The sequence below is a fragment of the Pseudomonas sp. R43(2017) genome (assembly GCF_002112345.1).
Lineage (GTDB): Bacteria > Pseudomonadota > Gammaproteobacteria > Pseudomonadales > Pseudomonadaceae > Aquipseudomonas > Aquipseudomonas kribbensis.
The window spans coordinates 271,712-293,357 of the sequence record NZ_NEHJ01000007.1 but is presented as its reverse complement, the minus strand read 5'-3'; the positions used below and the strand labels follow the sequence as shown (position 1 = coordinate 293,357).

The window sequence follows — 21,646 nt, the reverse complement described above, 5'->3', positions numbered from 1 at the left end:
ACGACACAGGCTCGTGGCTCTAACCCAATCGATTTTATGGAGTAAACAATATGATTCCGGTGATCTTGTCAGGTGGTAGCGGTTCACGTCTTTGGCCGCTTTCGCGCAAGCAGTTTCCCAAGCAGTTCCTCGCCCTGACCGGCGAACACACACTGTTCCAGCAAACCCTCGAGCGTCTGGTGTTCGAAGGCATGGACACCCCGATCGTGGTCTGCAACAAGGATCACCGCTTCATCGTCAACGAGCAGCTGAGCAACCGGAACCTGGAATGCCAGCGCATCCTGATGGAACCGTTCGGCCGCAACACCGCGCCGGCCGTGGCGCTGACCGCGATGATGCTGGTCAATGAAGGTCGCGACGAACTGATGCTGGTGCTGCCGGCCGACCACGTCCTCGAAGACCAGAAAGCCCTGCAACGCGCGCTGGCCCTGGCCACCGTCGCTGCTGAAAACGGCGAGATGGTGCTGTTCGGCGTACCGGCCACCAAACCGGAAACCGGCTACGGCTACATCAAGTCGACCGGCGATTCACTGCTGCCGGAAGGCGTCAGCCGTGTCTCGCACTTCGTGGAAAAACCCGACGTCAAACGCGCCACCGAGTACGTCGAGTCCGGCGGTTACTACTGGAACAGCGGCATGTTTCTGTTCCGCGCCAGCCGCTTCCTCGAAGAGCTGAAAAAGCACGATCCGGACATCTACGACACCTGCCTGCTGACCCTCGAGCGCAGCCAGCAGGACGCTGACACCATCACCTTCGACGAAGCCACCTTCGCCTGCTGCCCGGACAACTCCATCGACTATTCCGTGATGGAAAAAACCCAGCGCGCCTGCGTGGTGCCGCTGTCGGCAGGCTGGAGCGATGTCGGCTGCTGGTCGTCGTTGTGGGAAGTCAACGAGAAGGACGCCAACGGCAACGTCAGCAAGGGCGATGTGGTGATTCAGGACAGCAAGAACTGCATGATCCACGGCAACGGCAAACTGGTGTCGGTGATCGGCCTGGAAAACATCGTGGTGGTCGAAACCAAGGACGCCATGATGATCGCCCACAAGGACAAGGTTCAGGGCGTCAAGCAGATGGTCAACACCCTCAACGAGCAGGGCCGCAGCGAAACCCAGAACCACTGCGAGGTGTACCGTCCATGGGGTTCCTACGACTCGGTGGACATGGGCGGGCGCTTCCAGGTCAAGCACATCTCGGTCAAACCGGGTGCGTGCCTGTCGCTGCAGATGCACCACCACCGCGCCGAACACTGGATCGTGGTCAGCGGCACCGCCGAAGTGACCTGCGACGAGAACGTGTTCCTGCTTTGCGAAAACCAGTCGACCTACATCCCGATCGCCTCGGTCCATCGCCTGCGCAACCCGGGCAAGATCCCGCTGGAAATCATCGAAGTGCAGTCGGGTTCGTACCTGGGTGAAGACGATATCGAGCGCTTTGAAGATATCTACGGTCGCTCGACCCCGATCGAACGCGGCGTGTCGGTGAAAACCATCGCGCAGTGATCGCTCTGTAATAAAAAGCCCTCGCCCGACCCTCTGCGTCCCCTATCCGCAGTGGTTTGGGCGGGGGCTTTTTTTTACTTCAGCCAAACGACTGCCGCCGGGAAGGGGAAGACTTTGCTCGCGCCCCTCGTCTGAGCGAATGCCGATTGCCGGCATAAGGCGTCGGCGCAACCAGCTCGATCAAGTCCTGATTTCTGTTCAGTGCCTGAACAACGACCGGAGTCTGCGCCGACAGCTGGGCTACCTTTTCGAAGACCTCCCCCGTTACATCGCTGGACACAGCCAGTTCGTCCTTGATCGCCTGTGTTCTGAACTCCAGCATTTCGATCACTGCTGGCGTTTGTTCATAAGCTTCGCTCAGCGCCGCTGCATTCAATCCTTGCGAGGCACCGTGGAACTCAATCCCGATTCGAATCAGGCTTGATGCTTGCGAACCCAGCTTGCCACCCAGTTTGCTGCCTACCTTGTCAATCGCTCTATCGCCCGCCTTTCTGGTGAGTCGGGCGCGTCCTTCGGTTGTTCTTGGGTCCAATGCCTCGAGCTTGGTTTTTATCATTGCGAGGCCCGGCCTCGTTTCGGACTCGACGCTTTCGATGAACACCGCAGGATTCATTTCATTGCCTTTGAAATTGATCGGACGATCAAGCTGATAGGGGGCCACCACTTTGGAAACAAGCCTGTCTGCTGCCCTTGACGCAGTCTTTCCCCCGACATAGGCACCCGCTGCCAAACCAAACGGACCCAACAGCCCCCCACCAATGAAGCCCCCTGCGGCGGAGCCTGCTACAGCGGCGCCGCTTTTGACTGCGGAACGGCCCAGTTGCGTGACGACGCGCCTGCCCAGCGCCTTGAAACGTTGACGGGCATATAGTTGATTCATGATCGAATGGCGGGTGTTCGCAACGGCCGTTGATACTATCGACAACAAGGCCTGCTGTTTATCCACGCTACTGTTCAATTCATCAGCTTCGTTTTTGCCTCCCCCGTCGCTGTCGAAAAAAGTGACCGGTGAATTGGTGACCATAGCGTACAGATTGGGCCCGTCGATCATGCCTTTGGGGTCTGGATTCAACCAATGCTGCAACCAAGGGATGTAGTAGCGCAGACCAAAGTAGTCGAGCCCGCTGGCATCGCGTTCCTTGCCCGAGTAACGGATGTATTTGTAGCTGAATTCTCCGTCCTGCCAGGCACTGGTTCCGAATGGATGAAACGTTTCCCGACTGATCATCGCACCGTTATCGGCGGTTTCCAGACTGACCGAACCCAGGTGATCGGCATGTTGGTATCGATACCGATTGTTGAGTCCCGAAGGCGGCGGGCTCTCCCAATGCAGTACTTGAGCGTTGTCGGCAGTGATGACTTGCAACCGTTCGCCGGTGCCGTTGCTGGTGCGCAATTCCAGTCCAGGCAAATAGCGCACATCGGTAATCAGGGTTTGGGCACCGGTTAACGAAGAGCGGATCTTGCGTACCCGCTGACGGCTGCCATCGTAGAGGTAGACCTCCTGGTCGTTGAGCCCGGACGCACGCTCCACCGGGCTGACCGATCGCAGTTGGTTGCGCAGGTTCCAGCTCAGCATCCGCCCCGGTTCCAACAGCAGCAGGTTGCCTCTGCGGTCGTAGGCGGCTTCGATTTCCGGGTCGCCGGGAGGTACGCCCTCGTAAGGCAAAGAGCGATTGCTGTAACTCGCCGGTTGCAGTTTGCGCCCGTGGCTTTGCGGGCCGACATGAATCAGGTTGCGCAGGTTTCCACCGGGATCATATTCGTAAGTCTGGTGATAGTTGCTGATTGCCGCCGGATCGACGCGCCCCATCGATTGCGGGCCTTGACTGGCACTCCCGGCTTCCCAGCCGGACGCCTTGGTCAACTGATAAAGACTGTCGTAGACAAATCGACTGACCGGCTCGATGCGCTGGTTGGCGAAGTAACGAATCGGCAATGCCTTGTCTTCGATACTCAGCACATTGCCCATTCTGTCGTATCCATAACTCAGGTGTTGCAATACGAGACCGTGAACGTCTTCGGTCCACAGGCCCAGCAGGCGATCGTCTTCGGGGCGATAGGTCCGGGTGGTGTGCACGCCGTTGCCGGCGGTTTGCCGAGTGACATTGCCTTGTGCGTTGTAGCGAATGTCAGTCATCAGGATCTGCTCAGGCTCCCCCTTCAACTGCAAACGGCGCTCGCGCAAGCGGCCATCGACGATCAGCGCAAATGTATGCTGGTTGTCTCGGGCATCCGTCTGTTCCAGCACATCCCCCAGCGCACCATGGCGCCACCGCGATGTCGCACCTGCGCCAGGCTCCAGAAGCCGCAGACGATCCGCCTCCTGCTCCGGCCAGTCAGGTGTCAGCGGATCCAGAGTGAAATGGCGGGTGTCTTCGGTGCAGGGGCCGCTGATTGCAAATGCGTTGAACAGCACACTGCCCGCCGGATGGTCATGACGAATCAGCTGACCGTACTGGTTATGCGACTGGTCCCCGCTGCCGGGATGACCGTAGGTCAGTCGCTCGACACAACGCCGAGGTTCCCCTGTTCCTTCTTCGAATATCGCGACGGGGCGCAGCAAATTGTCGTACTCGATCTCGCGTCGCGTCTGACGGCTGTCCCAACTGAACACCGTTTGCGTGGCGAGCCCCTTCAACTCGATTTGCGTACCGGCATCGACGCTGTCCGAGCGAATCACCGTGGCATCCAGAACAAATATCTGGGTCAGATTGGCCGGCGTCAGCGGGTCGCCGGCTTGCGACAGCCAAAGCCGCGGGTCCCACTGTTTCACCGCGCGCCCCGCAGAGTCATGCAGGTTGCGGTTGATCCGGGGCTCGACCGGTCCGCTCTCAATGGTTCGACAATAGTCGACCGTGCGGACCGGCAAACCGCGCGGCTCGAACACAGACATCCTCGGCGTATTGATGTGCAAGCTCATTAACCGTGCACCCCCGCGCGACCGACGTTCTTTGTAGCTCTGGCATCTGAACAAGCACAGCGCTGTTTCGGCTACTGTAAGAAATTACAGTCACGACCAACGGTCTCCTTCGCGCACCCGGGCAAGATCCCGCTGGAAATCATCGAAGTGCAGTCGGGTTCGTACCTGGGCGAAGACGATATCGAGCGCTTCGAGGATATCTACGGTCGCTCGACTCCGATCGAACGCGGCGTGTCGGTGAAAACCATCGCGCAGTGATCGCTCTGTAATAAAAAGCCCTCGCCCGACCCTCTGCGTCCCCTATCCGCAGTGGGTTGGGCGGGGGCTTTTTACTAACGCTCATGCAGCCCTGGAAGCCCCGGTCTGTACGTTTTTATGCCAGATACTGACTTTTACCGATCCAGGAATTTTGATTTCAAGTGTTCCGTGGAATGACTTGTCGAGACTGTCCAACATTGTCCGTGCATTCATTCTTCCCACCTGCACCGGACTGATTCCCGAATTGCCTATCAACAATGCCTTCAAATCTTTCAATCGGCCTTTGATCATCGGAACTGCGCTCAAGTCGGATGAGTGCTTCGGATCCAGTACATCCGGAGAAGCAAAAAACTCCAGGCTGTCGTAGCTGTCACCAAAGGCGTTCTTGAGTGCCTTGTCGTCCTCAAGGTCGTACTCTGCAAAATGCGTCATGCCCGCTAGAAATCTGCGCTCGTTCACTTCTCCGTTGATGGATAACAGAAAGAAGGTGAACCCTATGTTCCCAGCCTTGGTCCAATCCTTTTCGCTGGTATTGCCACCTTTTCCACCCAACGCCTTCAATTTGCTGTTGACCAGAGAAAAGTTTGACTTGATGTCCATATGTGACGGTGCCGCGCCCTTCGTCGCGAAGTTGTATGAGTAATGACGCAAGGTAAATCTCAAGTCTTTGGTCTTTTCGAGCACCGCAGGTGGTGCCTTTGTTGTTTTGAACTTGAGCTTGCCTTCGGTTATGCCATTCATCATCGTGTAGGGCTTCACTCTGTCCGTATCGCTGTGCTTGTCTTTGTACGATTCAAATATCTCGATGGCCGTACGTACCGCCGAATTGGACTTTGATTCCTCGCCTTGCTCGTCAAAAAACGTCAACGGATTATTTCTCACCATTCGGAAAAGATTGATGCCATCTGCCTTCACACCCGCCGGATCCGGATTGCTCCATTTTTGCAGCCACGGGATGTAGTAGCGGTAACCGTAGTAATCAAGCCCGCTGGCATCGCGTTCCTTGCCCGAGTAACGGACGAATTTGTAGCTGAGTTCGCCGTTCTGCCAGGCGCTGGTACCAAAAGGATGAAACGTTTCGTGGCTGATCACCGCACCGTCATCGGCGGTTTCCAGACTGACCGAACCCAGGTGATCGGCATGTTGGTATCGATACCGATTGTTGAGTCCCGACGGCGGCGGGCTCTCCCAATGCAGCACTTGAGCGTTGTCGGCAATGATGACCTGCAACCGTTCGCCGGTGCCGTTGCTGGTGCGCAATTCCAGTCCAGGCAAATAGCGCACATCGGTGATCAGGGTTTGGGCACCGGTTAACGAAGAGCGGATCTTGCGTACCCGCTGACGGCTGCCATCGTAGAGGTAGACCTCCTGGTCGTTGAGCCCGGACGCACGCTCCACCGGGCTGACCGATCGCAGTTGGTTGCGCAGGTTCCAGCTCAGCATCCGCCCCGGTTCCAACAGCAGCAGGTTGCCTCTGCGGTCGTAGGCGGCTTCGATTTCCGGGTCGCCGGGAATGACGTCCGTGTAAGGCAAAGAGCGATTGCTGTAACTCGCCGGTTGCAGTTTGCGCCCGTGGCTTTGCGGGCCGACATGAATCAGGTTGCGCAAGTTTCCACCGGGATCATATTCGTAAGTCTGGTGATAGTTGCTGATTGCCGCCGGATCGACGCGCCCCATCGATTGCGGGCCTTGACTGGCACTCCCGGCTTCCCAGCCGGAAGCCTTGGTCAACTGATAAAGACTGTCGTAGACAAATCGACTGACCGGCTCGATGCGCGTGTTGGCGAAGTAACGGATCGGCAGCGCCATGTCTTCGATACTCAGGACATTGCCCATCCTGTCATATCCATAACGCAAGTGTTGCAACACTCCACCGCGAGTGTTTTTGTCCCGACGGACCATCAGGCGACCGTCTTCAGGCCGATATAAGCGGGTGGTTTGCACACCGTTGCCAGCGGATTCCTGCTCGATACTGCCGTAAGCGTTGTAGTGAATATCGCTGATCAGGACCTGCTCAAGCTCCCCCTTCAACTGCAAACGGCGCTCGCGCAAGCGGCCATCGATGGTCAGCGCAAATGTATGCCGGTTGTCTCGGGCATCCGTCTGTTCCAATACATCGCCGAGCGCGCCATGGCGCCACCGCGATGTCGCACCGGCGCCGGGTTCCAATAGCCGTGCACGATCCGCCTCCAGCTCCGGCCAGTCAGGTGTCAGCGGATCCAGAGTGAAATGGCGGGTGTCCTCGGTGCACTGACCACTGATTGCAAACCCGTTGAACAGCACGCTGCCGGCCGGATGGTCATGACGAATCAGCTGACCGTACTGGTTTCGCGACTGGTCCCCGCTGCCGGGATGACCGTAGGTCAGTCGCTCGACACAACGCCGAGGTTCCCCTGTTCCTTCTTCGAATATCGCGACGGGGCGCAGCAAATTGTCGTGCTCGATCTCGCGTCGCGTCTGACGGCTGTCCCAACTGAACACCGTTTGCGTGGCGAGCCCTTTCAACTCGATTTGCGTACCGGCATCGACGCTGTCCGAGCGAATCACCGTGGCATCCAGGCTAAACGCCTGCGTCAGATTCGCCGGCGTCAGCGGGTCCCCGGCTTGCGACAGCCAAAGCCGCGGGTCCCACTGTTTCACCGCGCGCCCCGCAGAGTCATGCAGGTTGCGGTTGATCCGGGGCTCGACAGGCCCGTCTTCGATGACCCGACAATAGTCGACCGTGCGGACCGGCAAACCGCGCGGCTCGAACACAGACATCCTCGGCGTATTGATGTGCAAGCTCATTAACCGAGCACCCCCGCGCGACCGACGTTCTTTGTAGCTCTGGCATCTGAACAAGCACAGCGCTGTTTCGGCTACTGTCAGAAATTACAGTCCCGACCAACGGCGCTCTCGATCAATCCGCGAATGTCCATTCCCGCGCCCCTTCGGTAGGATGGTCATCAAGAGTTCAAGGAGTGTTCGAACATGTTCATCGGCGTCTTGCTGGTCATCACCTGGCTGATCCTGCTGTTGCGCTATCCGGCCAAAGCCTTGCCGGTGTCGATGGCTGCCGCTGTCGGCCTCGGGCTGGTGGCGATGTGGGTGGTGTGGCTGGACAACCGCGAGATCAAGCAACTGGCGCGGCTCGAGTTGCGCATCAGCTATGCACCCGGGCAATGCCCGGCGGACCGTCCGCTGCAACTGAAGATGAACAACGGCAACGACGTGCCGCTGACCGAACTGCGCTGGCGCATTGCGGCCTACGCGCCGGGCGACACGGTGAATCTGGCTGACAATCAATACGCCGCCCCACGTTATCGCGGCCCCGGCGAACTGCAGGCCGGCGGCAATTGGGAAGACTGCTTGCCGCTGCCGCCCCTGCGTCCCGGTTATCGCCCGCAAACCCTGGAGTTTCGCGCCGAGCGGTTGCAGGGTAGTTTCTCCGACTGATCCCCTTCCCTCACATTTTGCACAAGGAATGCGCCATGCCCGTTGCGTTGATTACCGGTTGTTCCAGCGGCATCGGCCGCGCCCTCGCCGATGCCTTCAAAGGCGCTGGCTACGAGGTCTGGGCCAGTGCGCGCAAGGCTGAAGATGTCGCGGCACTCGGTGCGGCCGGGTTCACGGCCGTGCAGCTCGACGTCAATGACAACGCAGCGCTGGAACAACTCGCCGAGCGTATCAACCAGCAACACGGCGGCCTTGACGTGCTGATAAACAACGCCGGGTACGGCGCCATGGGGCCGCTGCTCGATGGCGGAGTGGCGGCCATGCAGCGCCAGTTCGAAACCAATGTGTTTTCGATTGTCGGCGTCACTCGTGCACTGTTCCCGGTGCTGCGCCGGGCCAAAGGCCTGGTGGTGAATGTCGGCAGTGTTTCCGGGGTTCTGGTCACACCGTTCGCCGGCGCGTATTGCGCGTCAAAAGCAGCGGTGCATGCGTTGAGCGATGCCTTGCGCATGGAACTGGCGCCGTTCGGCATTCGCGTGCTGGAAGTGCAACCGGGGGCGATTCAGTCCAGTTTCGCCAAGAATGCCGGGCACGAGGCCGAACAACTGATCAACGAACAATCGCCGTGGTTTCCATTGCGCGAAGGCATCCGGGCACGGGCCAAGGCGTCCCAGGACAAACCGACGCCGGCCAGCGAGTTTGCCGCCGAGCTGCTCAAGGCTGTGCAACAGAGCAAACCGCCACGGCTGATCCGCATCGGCAATGGCAGCCGGGCGTTGCCGTTGCTGGCGACGCTGTTGCCGAAAGGGTTGCTGGAGTCGACGTTGATGAAGCGGTTCGGGTTGCGCGGGCAACTCTGAGACCGAGCTCCCCATCGCAAGCGAGTTAGCGATGGGGAGCTCGGTCTGTCAGTTATCCACAGCGTCCTGCTTCACCACCACGGTGCAGGTAATCCCTGCCGCCAGCAGCACACCTTCCGGCACTTCATCGATATGAATCCGCACCGGCACCCGTTGTGCCAGGCGCACCCAGTTGAAGGTCGGGTTCACATCGGCGATCAATTCACGGCTTTCCGGGTTGTCGCGGTCGTAGATGCCGCGGGAAATACTTTCCACGTGGCCCTTGAGGACTTCGCCGCTCATCAGCTGCATGTCGGCTTTGTCGCCGACGCGCACGTGCGGCAGTTTGGTCTCTTCGAAGAAGCCGTAGACCCAGAACGAGTTCATGTCGACCACCGCCATTTTCGCTTCGCCGATGCGCGCGTAGTCGCCGCGATGGACGTTGAGGTTGGTCACGTAGCCGTCCACGGCCGCGCGCACTTCGGTGCGTTTGAGGTTGAGTTCGGCCGCTTCCAGTTGCGCCTGGGCCTGTTGGTAATCGGCCAGTGCCGAGTCGGCGATGTTGCTGGCGTCGTCGCGGTTTTCCTTGGAGATCACCAGGTTGTCCAGATCGGCGCGGCGGTGGGCGTTGACCTTGCGCATCTCCCACGTGGCCTTGCGCGAAGCCACCAGCGACTGCGCCTGCTTCACCGCGAGGCGGTAGTGCTCGGGGTCGATCTGCATCAGCAGATCACCCTTCTTCACCAACTGGTTATCCCGCACCGGCACGTCGACCACTTCACCGGTGACGTCGGCGGCGACGTTGATGATGTCGGCGCGTACCCGGCCGTCGCGGGTCCACGGAGTGTTCATGTAGTGCTCCCACAACGTGCGGCCGATCCACAGCGCCAGGGCCAGCACCAGCAGGGTCGCGAGCAGGCTGAAAAACTTTTTCATCAGAACGTTCTCAACGGTAGACAGTCAGCGCCATCGCGCCGAACAGACAGGTAAACAGACTCAGGCGCAGCAACGCCGGGTGCCAGAAGAAGCGGTACAGGTCGAACCCCGAGAGGAACCGGTCCAGCGCCCAGGCCAGTGCGGCAGCGACGAAAAACATCAGGGTCATGGTCGGCATGTACACGCCGTGGAAGGCGATTTCACGAGGCATGGGCAAGTCCTTCGGGCTTGGCGATGGCGTAGGCAGCAAGGGGCGATTGCGGGTCGAGCAACGAGGTGCGGATGAAGTGCAGGTAGCTTTTCACCCGCCGCAGTGCCGAGGTATCGAAATGCGGCGCAAACGGCTCGTCGGTGGCGGCGACACGGCTGATTGCGTGGTCCACCGCCACCAGTGCGCGCTCCAGATTGCTCGAATTCGGTTGCAGGAACAGTCGCACCAGCGAACGCCCCATGACCCGGATTGCCTGGCGCCATGGCTGGGAATCGGCATAGGCCGGATGCACCGGCAGGATCGCCTGTTCCTTGCGCAACTCGATGATCGCGTGGCCGACTTCCAGCACGACGAACATCCAGCGCAGCAGGTTTTTCTGCACCTGCGGCTGACCGGCCGCCAGACCGTAAGCCTGATGCATCAGGTCGCGGGTACGGCTTTCGAAACTCGATGCCAGCCCCTTGAGCTTGCCGCTGATCGCGTACACCACTTGGCCGCGCAGGTCCTGCTCCAGGCGCTGCCACAACCAGCGACTGTTCGGCGGCAGAATGATCGCCCCCGCCGCCGCGCAGACCAGCATGCCCATGACCATGGCGATGTAGTCGTTGATGAAGGTGTAGGGGTTGTAGATCGTCAGGTTGTCCGGCACCGAACCGGTGCTGAAAAAGATCAGCAGCCCCAGGCCGACACCGGCGTATTGCGGCCGCGAGGCGAGGAACGAACCGAGCACGATCACTGGCGCGAGCATCACGCACAGCAGCGGAAAACCATCGATCCACGGGAAGATGAAAAACATCTCGACGAAGCCGATCAACGCCCCGAGGAACGTACCGCAGGCCATCTGGAACGCCATGCGTTTCGGGTTCGGTGTGGCGGCCGACAGGCCCACGGTGGCGGCGGCGATCAGGGTCATGGTCGCGCCGCTCGGCCACGCCGTGGCGACCCAGTAACTGCCGAGCACGACCAGGATGAACGCGGCACGAATCCCCGATGCAGCCGCCGCCCACCAACTGGTCTGCGGGGTGAACGGCTCGTCCCAGCGCTCGCGTTCGTGGCTGTGATCGGCCAGCGACGCGTGGGTCTGTGCATATCCGTGCAGGTCATCGACGAAGCGATAGAGCAGTTCGTACGCGGTGTGGAAATCCAGCAGCTCGGCATCGCTCGGATCGCTTTCCTGGAAGGCCGCCCGCAGACTGCGCACCCGCGTCGGCAAACCTTCCTTGTAAGCTGCCAGCGCCGTCACCAGACGCGCCGCATCCGGGCTGGTCAGGGCGCGGCCGCTGAAGCCGTCGAGCACTTCGGCCAGATCCTGCAAGCCCGGCTTGATCGCCGCCACGACATGCTCTTCGTCATTGACGCGCAGGCGTTCAAGCAACTGGTGCAAGGCGTTGAAACGGGTGGTGATGCCCATGAACTCGCTGTTCAAACGACTGAGTCGACCGTTGCGCCGACGCATGTGCGGGTCTTCGAACACGGTCACGCTGCGCAGCCCTTCGAGCCCCACCGCTTCGGCGATGAAGCGCACGTTGCTGGCCTCGAACGACTCCGGTTTGCTGCGTCCGCGCAGGCCATCGGTGACGAACAACGCGAACACACCGAAGCGCTGATACAAGGCGTTGCGCATCGCGGCGCTGGCGGTTTGCGGCAGGATCGCGGCGCTGACCAGGGTCGAGCAGAGAATTCCCAGCGAAATCTCCAGCACCCGCCACACCGCCGCCATGAACGCGCCATCGGGATGGGCGAGCGCCGGCAGGCCGACCATTGCTGCCGTGTACCCGGCCAGCACAAAACCGTAAGCGCGGAAGTTGCGGCAACGGGCGGCGCCGGCCGAGCAGATACCGACCCAGATCGCCAGCGAACCGAGGAACAGTTCGGTGTTCTGGGCGAACAGGGAAATTAGCGTGACCATCATCGCCGACCCGGCCAGGGTGCCGAGGAAGCGATAGAAGCTCTTGGCGAACACCTGGCCGCTCTGCGGCTGCATGACGATGAACACGGTGATCATCGCCGTGCGCGGTTGCGGCAGTTCCAGGCGCATCGCCAGCCACAGGGTCAGAAATGCGGCAATCAACACCTTGAAGATGTAGACCCAGGTCACGCCGTCGCTGCGCGCCCAGTCGAAGAACCCCCGGCGCCATTCCAGGGAGTAGAGCCAGCGCAAAGGTGCGGGCAAGGGAGTCATTAAGGCTTGCTCAGTGGTCGAGGGCTTGAAGAAGGGCCGGGGTTTTCGGTGCGGCGGTCTGCTCGGTGGTCGGCACGTCTTTACCCGCGCCAAGACCACCACCCAATGCCGTCACCAGTTCCGCATGGGCGCTCAAACGCGCGGCCTGCACCTGCTGCTGAACCTGCTGCTGTTTGAACAGCAGGGTCTGGGCGTTGAGCACGTTGAGATAATCGGTGAGCCCGCGCTGGTAGGCGATCATCGCGATGTCGTAAGTTTTTTGCGCGGTGGCCACGGACTCGGCGGCGAACGTTTGCTGCTTGTCCATCGACTCGCGGCGGATCAACTGGTCGGAGATGTTCTTCAGCGCATTGACCAGGGTCTGGTTGTAATGCGCGACGGCGATGTCATAACCCGCCGAGGCTTCACCGAGTTCGGCGCGCAATCGCCCGCCGTCGAAGATCGGCAGGGAGATCGCCGGCCCGACGTTGTAGTTGAGCTTCTTGCCGGTCAAAAACTCCAGCGCCCCGCCGCCGGTGGCCATGTAGCCGAGGCTGCCGACCAGATCGACGTTGGGGTAGAACCCGGCATGCGCGACATCGATCCCGCGCGCCTGCGCCGCCACTTGCCAGCGACTGGCGACCACGTCCGGACGCTGGCCGAGCAGCTCGGCGGGCAGCGCCGAAGGCAGCTTCAGCGCCGCGCCGAGGGACAGGGTCGGACGCTGCAACTGCGCACCGGCGCCCGGCCCTTTGCCGGCCAGTGCGGCGATCTGGTTGCGGCTCAGGGCGATTTCCTCGTCCAGCGCATCCAGTTGCCGATGGGTTTCCGGCAACGGGGTTTCGGCCTGACTGACTTCGAAGTGCGTGCCGATCCCGCCGTTCAAGCGCTTCTGCGCCAGCTCGAGAATTTGCTGTTGCTGCTTGAGCGTCGCCGCGACGATGTCGCGCTGGGCGTAATGCAACGACAACTCGATGTAGGCACGCACGATGTTGTTCTGCAACTCGAGCTGCGCCTGCCGCGCCTCGGCAGCGCTCATGTGCGCGAGGTCCACCGCACGTTCGGTGCTGTTGCTTTCACGGCCCCAGAGGTCGAGGGCGTAACTGAAGCCCAGTGCGGCGTTGTTGTCCCAGGTCGTGGTATTGGCCAGCTCGCCGGGACCGTAGAACTGATCGGTCGGCCAGTTGTGGCGCTTGAGGGTCGACTCGCCATTGATCTGCAACGACTCGGCAGCTTCGGCGACACCGGCCATGGACCGGGCCTGACGCACTCGCGCGGCGGCCATGGCCAGGGTCGGGCTGCCCTGCACGGCAAGGTCGATCCAGTGATTGAGTTGCGGGTCGCCATAGGCTTGCCACCATTGGGCGGTGGGCCAGTTTGCGTCACGGGCGGCGTGGGCGATGGCCTCGTCGGTGGCCAGTTCATTGGCCTCCAGAGCCTTGCCCTGCGGGGCAATCCCTCCAGTTCCGATGCAGCCGCTGAGACCTAACGAAATAGCCAGAACACTGAGCGGCAAAAGCGCTCTGTTGATGCGACGCGGCACTGCTGCGAATTCCTGAGGTGGGGGATGTTTCGAGGTGGGCGCAATTCTAGGGGGCGCCCTGAACGGCGATAAGCTGGGTTTTCTGCGAATCTTTGTTACGGTTAACGAGATAATCCCTTGGTCGGGGGTCTCAGCCCCTGAAACTTCGTGTCACAATTTGCCATCTCCCTTGAGAGCACCCCATGGACACTTTGCAAAACATGCGCGCCTTCAGTTGTGTGGCCGAAGCCGGCAGCTTCACCGCCGCCGCCGTGCAACTCGACACCACCACTGCCAACGTCTCGCGCGCGGTCTCCAACCTGGAAGCCCACCTGCAAACCCGCCTGCTGAATCGCACGACCCGACGCATTGCGCTCACCGAGGCCGGCAAGCGCTACTTGCTGCGCTGCGAGCAGATCCTCGCCTACGTCGAAGAAGCCGAAGCCGAAGCCAGCGAAGCCCACGCGCGCCCGGCCGGACAGTTGAAAGTGCACACCATGACCGGCATCGGCCAGCACTTCGTGATCGACGCCATCGCCCGCTACCGCAAGACCCACCCGGACGTGACCTTCGACCTGACCATGGCCAACCGCGTGCCGGACCTGCTCGACGAAGGCTACGACGTGTCCATCGTCCTGGCCCGCGAACTGCCGGACTCCGGCTTCGTCTCGCAACGCCTGGGCATCACCTACAGCATCGTCTGCGCCTCCCCGGCCTACGTGAAAGCCAACGGCTGCGCACAGAAACCCAGCGACCTGCTGAACCACGCCTGCCTGCGCCTGGTAAGCCCGGTGATCCCCCTGGAAAAATGGGCCTTCGACGGACCGGAAGGCCAGGAAATGGTCACCATCAACAGCTCACCGTTCCTGGTGAACTCCGCCGACGCAATGAAAACCGCGATCACCAGCGGGATGGGTGTCGGTGTATTGCCGGTGTATGCCGCGATCGAAGGCTTGCGTAACGGCTCGCTGGTGCGGGTGATGCCGAACTACCGCTCACAGGAACTGAACCTGTATGCGATCTACCCGTCGCGGCAGTATCTGGATGCGAAGATCAAGACCTGGGTCGAGTATTTGCGTGGGTCGCTGCCGGAGATTCTGGCGGGGCATCAGGCGGAATTGGCGGCTTATGAGATGAGTGGGAGTCTGGCGGGGGTTCGGGTGGCTAATTGAGTTGGCTGTCCTGAAAAATGGGGTGATGCGAAGGGCGCCCCCTCACCCTAACCCTCTCCCGGAGGGAGAGGGGACTGACCGAGTTGTTTGGGAGAGGTACACCGACATGGCATACCGAGGTGAACTCAGGTCTTAAAAAGCACACATCCCGCACCTGCTTTGGCTTTGGCTTTGGCTTTCCACCACTCAACACAATGAGCGTTAGCTCGAGTATCGCTTTTGACGTGCCGGCCCCTTCGGCAGGCTGAGTGGAGGGATTCATCCGGGGGTGGGAGCGCAGCGACCGTGCGGCGCAGCCGCATGCATCGAGAGGAGGTGCAGCGAAGCAAACCGTAGGCGATGCCCCCGGATGAATCCCGGAACGAAGGAACACCGAGCCACAGCGAGGGGCCGAACGCAGGGGCCCAGACCTTTGCTTCCTTTGGGGCGTTTGCCAAAGGGAGTCGCTGTAAGAGCGAAACCGCCAGCGGCAGCACCCGAAGCAACGGATATTCACCCAAAACCCCAAGAACCTGATCGGCCCAGAGGCCGCCAAGGACAAGCCAAATCTGGCGAAGAATGTTAGCTTGCTTGGCAACCCAGAACAGCCGAGCCCAAGCCAATGAAAAAAACAGTCCTGGCCTTCAGCCGCATCACCCCCCCCATGATCGAACGCCTGCAACAGGACTTCGACGTCATCGTCCCCAACCCGAAAAACGGCGACATCAACGCCCAGTTCAACGAAGCCCTGCCCCACGCCCACGGCCTGATCGGCGTCGGTCGCAAACTCGGCAAGGCCCAACTGGAAAACGCCGCGAAACTCGAAGTGGTCTCCAGCGTCTCCGTCGGCTACGACAACTACGACCTCGCCTACTTCAATGAACGCGGGATCATGCTCACCAACACTCCGGACGTGCTGACCGAAAGCACCGCCGACCTGGCCTTCGCCCTGATCATGAGCAGCGCCCGCCGCGTCGCCGAACTGGACGCCTGGACCAAGGCCGGCCAGTGGCAAGCCAGCGTCGGCGCAACGCTGTTTGGCTGCGACGTGCACGGCAAGACCCTGGGCATCGTCGGCATGGGCAACATCGGCGCCGCCGTAGCCCGTCGCGGACGTTTCGGTTTCAACATGCCGATTATCTACAGCGGCAACAGCCGCAAGACCGAACTGGAGCAAGAACTCGGCGCACAATTTCGCAGCCTCGATCAGTTGCTGGCCGAAGCCGACTTCGTCTGTCTGGTGGTGCCGCTCAGCGACAAGACTCGTCATCTGATCAGCCATCGCGAACTGGCGCTGATGAAGCCAGACGCGATTCTGGTGAACATCTCCCGCGGCCCGGTAGTCGACGAACCGGCCTTGATCGAGGCGTTGCAGAACAACCGCATTCGCGGCGCCGGCCTCGACGTCTACGAGAAAGAACCGCTGGCAGAATCGCCGCTGTTCCAGCTGAAAAACGCTGTGACCCTGCCGCACATCGGCTCGGCCACACACGAAACCCGGGAAGCCATGGCCAACCGGGCGCTGGCCAATTTGCGCAGCGCCTTGCTCGGCGAGCGGCCTCGGGATCTGGTAAATCCGCAAGTGTGGAACGGCTGATTATTGATGGGACTGGCAAGCATTTTTCCAGTCCCTTTTCACCTCAAGCAATTTTTTTAAAACTGTCCAATATTGCTCGCAACAAATTAAAACTACACAACTTGAAAACGACTCCCCACCCCACTACAACACACTCTCTATAGAATCCCGTGAGCCATCTACCCATGGACAAACTGTACTCACGGAGAATCAACAAATGTTAAGCCTTACAACTTCCCAAATCATTAGAAGAAGCAAAGTTGCAATCGTTTTCATGGTAGGCGTTCTGGGCATGCTGATTATTTACAGCAATGCCAGTGATTATAATGCGAACTACACTTATATCGCCCATATCCTGAGCATGGACACGACAGGCAGTCACTTGATATATCGAGCAATCAAATCGGAAATGATGCACCACCGAGTCTACTGGATGATCATGACACTGGAGACCATTTTCACTTCCGCCTGTCTCTTGGGTGGTTATCAACTGGCAAAAAACCTCAACTCATCAGCAGAGCAATTTCACGAAGCAAAGAAATATGCCGTACTGGGTTTCCTGGTGGCGCTATTTATTTACTACTTCCTCCTGCAAGTCATTGGCAACGAGTGGTTCGACATGGATCAGTCAGAAGACTGGAACGCCATGGCCTGGGCGCAAAGTATTGTCGACTTTCTGGTGCCGGCACTTATATTCCTTGTCATGAAAGTCGACAGTTAGATATTCGGCATTCAATGTGCTGGATTGGCAGTCATTACTATTTTTGGTTTGGGTTTTCTAAACACCAGCACATTGCCCAGCATCACCAGTACCAACCCCGTCAGCGCCGGCGCCGTCCATTGATAACCTTCGGCAAACGCCGAAACGTTCAACGCCACCACCGGGAACAACACCGTGCAATAAGCTGCGCGCTCCGGCCCCATGCGACCGACCAGGGTCAGGTACGCGGTGAACCCGATCACCGAACCGGGGATGACCAGGTACAGCAGCGCGCCGATGTAGCGCGACGTCCATTCCATCTCGAACGGAATGCCTTTGACCAGGCACCACACCGACAGCATCGCCGCGCCGTAGGCCATGCCCCAGGCATTGGTGGTCAGCGGCTTGAGGCCGGCCTTCTGTTGCAGGCTCGACAACATGTTGCCCGCCGAGAAACACAGGGTGCCGCAGAGCGCCAGGCCAAGCCCGAGCAGGGTTTGCGGGCTGGCGTGATGCCCGGCCAGTTCCGGCCAGAACAACAGGCCCAGGCCGCCCAGCCCCAGCGCCCCACCCATCAACACATTGCGCGCGATGCGCTGGCCGAAGAACACCCGCGCATTCAGTGCGTTCCACAGGGTCGCGGTGGAAAACACCACCGCCACCAGACCGCTGGGGATCCATTGGCTGGCGGTCAGGAAACACATGAAGTTGACGCAGAACAGGCACAAACCCTGCGCCACACAAATCAGATGCCCGCGCCGGTTCATCGGTTGCAGACGGCGGCTGAGCAGCAACAGCGCGAACAGCACCAACGCGGCGAGGCCGAAGCGATAGACGATCGACACCGGAATCGCGACCACGCCCAGTTGCCACTTGAGGGCGATCCAGGTGGTGCCCCAGATCAGTACGGTCAACAAATACAACGACAGGTTCATGGCAGACACTCCTTGATTGGGTTTCAGTGTCCGCCCCCGCCCTAGAGATGCGCTTGCATAAACTTGCGCTTTTATCGGGCTGCAGGCTGGCAGCGGAAAATCTACGGAGTAGGATGCAAGGCGTTGAAGAGAACCGACCGACCATGGCCGCCATCGATACCCTGCAAGTCTTTCAAGCGTTGAACAGCTCGCCGAACGCACGTCTTGTGCACAGCGCCGAGTTGGGCGACGGCTTGTCTGCCGCTTTGTGGACCAACCACCACGATGCGCAGGATTATGACGCACCGAGCCATCACACCCTGTCCTGCTACATCGCCGGCGGCACCGGTACGTTCCGTCGCGATCAACCCGGGCAGAAAGGCGGGCCGGACAAGCTCTGTATCCTGCCGGCCGATCACGAGTCGGGCTGGGTGATCAACGGCGATATCCGCCTGGCCCACCTGTATTTCAGCGCCGAACAATTTGCCCTGGGTTGCGTCACGCTGCTGGATCGCGAGCCACGGGAAATGCAGTTGCGCGAACAGACCTTCCTCGAAGATCCGCAACAGGCCCAGCGGTTTCGCCAGTTGCTCACCCTCAATTGGGACGAGCCCGGCGAGCGCTTGCTGACCAGCAGCCTGGCCCACGAATTGATCAGCCATACCTTGCTCAGCCAGGTCGGCGTACGTGAGGGTTTGCGTCTCAAGGGTGGACTGGCGCCGCACCAGCGCCGGCAACTGGTGGAGTTCATCGACAGCCAACTGGCCGAACCGATCAGCCTCGGGCAACTGGCGGGATTGTGTGCGTTGTCGGAATACCACTTTGCGCGGATGTTCCGGGTGAGCTTCGGTCTGCCGCCGCATCAGTATGTGCTGGCGCGGCGCCTGAGCCGGGCACGGGAGTTGTTGCGCGGGACGGCGTTGCCGTTGGGGGAAATTGCCCTGGCGTGCGGGTTTGCCAGTGCCAGCCACTTCACCAACCGCTTTCGCCAGGTGCTGGGTGGAACGCCCGGCGAATATCGCCAGGCGTTCTTGCGCTAATCAGAACTCCAGCGTGCTCGACAACGAAATCTGCCGCGAATCGCCCATCGACACGAAGAAGCGGCTGGCCGCCGAGGTGTAGTAGGTGCGGTCGAACAGGTTCTTCACGTTGAGCTGGAACTTGACCTTCTGCCCTTCAACCTTGGTGTCGTAAGTGGCAAACGCATCGGCCACGGTGTAGCTCGGCAGCTCGAAATCATTCACTGCGTTACCCGCTCGCTCACCGACATACCGCGCGCCGGCACCAACCCGCAGTTGATCGCCACCGATCACGCTGCCGAAGTCGTAGACCGCCGACAGCGAGCCGGTGTTCTTAGCCACGTTTTGTAGCTTGTTGCCTTTGTAATCCGGATCTTCCGTGACCTCGGCGTCGGTGTAGGCGTAGCTGCCGATCATGCTCCAGCGGTCACTGAGCTGGCCGGTCAGGTCCACTTCCAGACCACGGGAACGCACTTCACCGGCAGCGCTGTAAATCGTGGTCGGGCCTTCGGCGTTCGCCACCAGCACGTTGCGTTTCTTGATATCGAACAAGGCGATGTTGCCGGTGATGCGTCCCGGAATATCGAGGCGCGCCCCCAGCTCCCAGGACTTGGCTTCTTCCGGCGCGATGCTGCCGTCGAGCACGGTACTGCTGCCGCTCAGCGGGGCGATGGTCGAGTTCGGCTTGAACGACTCGGTGTAGCTGCCGTAGAACGACAACGCGTCGGTGTAGCGATATACGAGACCTGCGCGCGGCACCCACTTCTGACCATTGCTGTCGGTGTTGGCCTTGAACGGTACGCCTTTGCCGGCGTACTGGTCGTATTCCTGGAAGCGCCCGCCGGCCACCAGAATCCACTGATCGTTGAGGTGGATCGAGTCCTGCAGGAACACCGAGTCGCTGCGCAGCAGGTCGGTCTGCGCGCTGTCCGCCGGGCTGACGGTGGAGCCGGCAACTTCACGACCGTACACCGGATTGACGTAACTGAAGGTACTCAGACTTTTCTGGCGGATCAGGTCGGCGCGGTAGATCTTGCGGTACTCGTCGTCGACGCCGAACACCAGGTCATGTTGCATGCCCAGCACGTTGACCTTGCCTTCGAGGCTGGCGGTGGTGAAACGGTCGGTGCTGATCGCGCCCTGGGTGCCGTCCATGCTGCGGGTCAGGGTGCCTTTTTTGGTGTCGATGGCGGTTACGCGGACCTGGCTGGCGTCGTAGGTTTCGCGGTTCCAGCTGTAGCCGAAATGGGCTTTCCAGTCGTCGTTGAGTTCGTGGTCGGCCTCGAAGTGGTAGAGGTCCGAGCGCCCTTCCATGTCGTTGAATTTCTCGTCCAGACGTTCGTTGCGCGAGATGTCCAGCGGATGGTTGGTGCGTGGGTCGATCAGGGTGCCACGGTCGAACGGCGTCAGGAATTCCCGATGCTCGTAAGCGAACAACAGCTTGGTGCGCTCGCCGTACCAGGCCAGCGACGGCGCGATCAGGCTTTCACGGTGGGTACCGAAATTGCGCCAGTAATCTTCGTCTTCATGATCCAGCACCATGCGATAGGCCAGACCGGAATCCCCCAGCGCACCGGTGCTGTCGAAGGAGCCACCGCTGCCGTTCTTGCCGTCGCCGTAGGTCGAGCCGCGCAGGGTCAGGGCGTTGTACTGGGTCAGTTCAGGCTTCTTGCTGACCATGTTGACTACGCCGCCCGGGTCCTGAATCCCGTACAGCAGCGAGGCCGGGCCCTTGAGCACTTCGACGCGATCCACGGTGGCGTTCATGCCACGCCCCTGCACCACCGGCATACCGTCGCGCATGATCGAGCCGTTGCGGTTGTCGCCGAAGCCGCGGGTCATCACCGAATCCTGGGTGCTGCCGAGCGTGTTGCCCTGGGTGATACCGCTGACGTTGGCCAGGGCATCATCGAGATTGCGCGGTGCCTGGTCGCGAATGACCTGGGCCGGGATCACGTTGACGGTCTGCGGGATTTCCTGGAGCGAGGCCGAGGAGCGCATCACCGAACTGGTTTCCGGCGGCTGGTAACTCATCGGTTGGTCGATGACCGAGGTGATGTTCGTCGCGCCGAGGTTCAGCGCACCAGCGGTCGGTTGCGGTTCGAGTGCCAGGGTATGGCTGTCGGTGCGGCGGAAGGTCAGGCCGGAACCGGTGAGCATTCGTTGTAGTGCCTGTTCGGCGCTCATCTGCCCGTTGACCGCCGGTGCGTTGAGGCCGTACGGCGCTTCGACGGTGTAGACCACGCTCTGGCCGGTCACGCGACTGAAATCGCTCAAGGCCTGCGGCAGCGGTTTGGCAGCCAGGGAAAAACTGAACTGCTTCTGTGGCTGGCTGCTGTTGCTTTCAGCGGCCTGCGCCACGCTCATCGGCAGCAATGCCAACGCCGCAAAACTCAGCGCCGAGGCGCCGAACCACTGTTTGACCGAACCCGATTTTGCCCTGGACTTCATTGCTCATGACCTGTGTAGAACCGCAACGGATGCGAATGACTCGCAGTT

Annotated in this window: 15 protein-coding genes and 1 pseudogene; 8 read left to right on the top strand and 8 right to left on the bottom strand. The window is 60.4% G+C overall.

Annotated elements, in window-relative coordinates; genetic code table 11:
* Window positions 1-50: 50 nt before the first annotated feature.
* Entirely contained in the window at window positions 51-1,502 is a 1,452-nt protein-coding gene (locus CAG02_RS21010) for a mannose-1-phosphate guanylyltransferase/mannose-6-phosphate isomerase (RefSeq protein WP_085711708.1), read from the top strand.
* Between the two features lie 79 nt (window positions 1,503-1,581).
* On the opposite strand, the gene CAG02_RS21005 is transcribed toward CAG02_RS21010, so the two are convergent.
* Window positions 1,582-4,425, bottom strand: a complete 2,844-nt coding sequence (locus tag CAG02_RS21005) for an RHS repeat domain-containing protein (RefSeq protein WP_085711709.1) — start codon at window positions 4,423-4,425, stop codon at window positions 1,582-1,584.
* 111 nt (window positions 4,426-4,536) lie between these two features.
* Here CAG02_RS21005 and CAG02_RS21000 point away from each other — a divergent pair.
* Window positions 4,537-4,683 (top strand): annotated as a pseudogene (locus CAG02_RS21000) (hypothetical protein); the annotation flags it as partial.
* Window positions 4,684-4,764: 81 nt separating this feature from the next.
* Here CAG02_RS21000 and CAG02_RS20995 read toward each other — a convergent pair.
* Complete coding sequence (locus tag CAG02_RS20995) at window positions 4,765-7,470, bottom strand: RHS repeat domain-containing protein (RefSeq protein WP_085711710.1); 2,706 nt, start codon at window positions 7,468-7,470, stop codon at window positions 4,765-4,767.
* A gap of 183 nt (window positions 7,471-7,653) precedes the next feature.
* On the opposite strand from CAG02_RS20995, the gene CAG02_RS20990 reads away from it, so the two are divergent.
* Both CAG02_RS20990 and CAG02_RS20985 read left to right on the top strand, forming a co-directional pair.
* Entirely contained in the window at window positions 7,654-8,118 is a 465-nt protein-coding gene (locus CAG02_RS20990) for a multidrug transporter (protein ID WP_085711712.1), read from the top strand.
* A gap of 35 nt (window positions 8,119-8,153) precedes the next feature.
* A complete protein-coding gene (locus CAG02_RS20985; protein ID WP_085711713.1) occupies window positions 8,154-8,978 on the top strand; it encodes an SDR family oxidoreductase in 825 nt (274 codons plus the stop codon).
* Between the two features lie 48 nt (window positions 8,979-9,026).
* On the opposite strand, the gene CAG02_RS20980 is transcribed toward CAG02_RS20985, so the two are convergent.
* Genes CAG02_RS20980 through CAG02_RS20965 form a run of 4 tightly spaced genes read right to left on the bottom strand, consistent with a single transcriptional unit; the run spans window position 9,027 to window position 13,808 of the window.
* Window positions 9,027-9,893, bottom strand: coding sequence for an HlyD family secretion protein (locus CAG02_RS20980; protein WP_085611394.1), 867 nt, complete (start codon window positions 9,891-9,893; stop codon window positions 9,027-9,029).
* A gap of 10 nt (window positions 9,894-9,903) precedes the next feature.
* Window positions 9,904-10,104 (bottom strand): DUF1656 domain-containing protein, encoded by a 201-nt coding sequence (locus tag CAG02_RS20975; protein WP_003221811.1) that lies wholly within the window; start codon window positions 10,102-10,104, stop codon window positions 9,904-9,906.
* Window positions 10,094-12,286: an FUSC family protein gene (locus CAG02_RS20970; RefSeq protein WP_085711715.1), complete on the bottom strand. Its 2,193-nt coding sequence runs from the start codon at window positions 12,284-12,286 to the stop codon at window positions 10,094-10,096. The genes CAG02_RS20975 and CAG02_RS20970 overlap by 11 nt, the downstream gene beginning before the upstream one ends.
* A gap of 10 nt (window positions 12,287-12,296) precedes the next feature.
* Window positions 12,297-13,808 carry an efflux transporter outer membrane subunit gene (locus CAG02_RS20965; protein ID WP_085711716.1) on the bottom strand — a complete coding sequence of 504 codons (1,512 nt, stop codon included), beginning with the start codon at window positions 13,806-13,808 and terminating at the stop codon, window positions 12,297-12,299.
* 182 nt (window positions 13,809-13,990) lie between these two features.
* Between CAG02_RS20965 and CAG02_RS20960 the strand changes: the two genes are divergently transcribed.
* The 3 genes from CAG02_RS20960 (at window position 13,991) to CAG02_RS20950 (ending at window position 17,235) form a co-directional block, all read left to right on the top strand.
* Window positions 13,991-14,959 (top strand): LysR family transcriptional regulator, encoded by a 969-nt coding sequence (locus CAG02_RS20960; RefSeq protein WP_085711718.1) that lies wholly within the window; start codon window positions 13,991-13,993, stop codon window positions 14,957-14,959.
* Window positions 14,960-15,560: 601 nt separating this feature from the next.
* Window positions 15,561-16,535 (top strand): D-glycerate dehydrogenase, encoded by a 975-nt coding sequence (locus CAG02_RS20955; RefSeq protein ID WP_085711720.1) that lies wholly within the window; start codon window positions 15,561-15,563, stop codon window positions 16,533-16,535.
* A gap of 196 nt (window positions 16,536-16,731) precedes the next feature.
* The gene (locus tag CAG02_RS20950) at window positions 16,732-17,235 is read left to right on the top strand and encodes a DUF2165 domain-containing protein (RefSeq protein ID WP_085711721.1); all 504 of its coding nucleotides are present in this window, start codon (window positions 16,732-16,734) and stop codon (window positions 17,233-17,235) included.
* Window positions 17,236-17,246: 11 nt separating this feature from the next.
* On the opposite strand, the gene CAG02_RS20945 is transcribed toward CAG02_RS20950, so the two are convergent.
* Window positions 17,247-18,149: a DMT family transporter gene (locus CAG02_RS20945; protein ID WP_085711723.1), complete on the bottom strand. Its 903-nt coding sequence runs from the start codon at window positions 18,147-18,149 to the stop codon at window positions 17,247-17,249.
* Between the two features lie 143 nt (window positions 18,150-18,292).
* Here CAG02_RS20945 and CAG02_RS20940 point away from each other — a divergent pair, with 143 nt between their 5' ends.
* A complete protein-coding gene (locus tag CAG02_RS20940) occupies window positions 18,293-19,168 on the top strand; it encodes an AraC family transcriptional regulator (RefSeq protein ID WP_085711874.1) in 876 nt (291 codons plus the stop codon).
* Here CAG02_RS20940 and CAG02_RS20935 read toward each other — a convergent pair whose 3' ends face one another.
* Complete coding sequence (locus CAG02_RS20935) at window positions 19,169-21,598, bottom strand: TonB-dependent receptor (RefSeq protein ID WP_085711724.1); 2,430 nt, start codon at window positions 21,596-21,598, stop codon at window positions 19,169-19,171.
* Window positions 21,599-21,646: the final 48 nt, after the last annotated feature.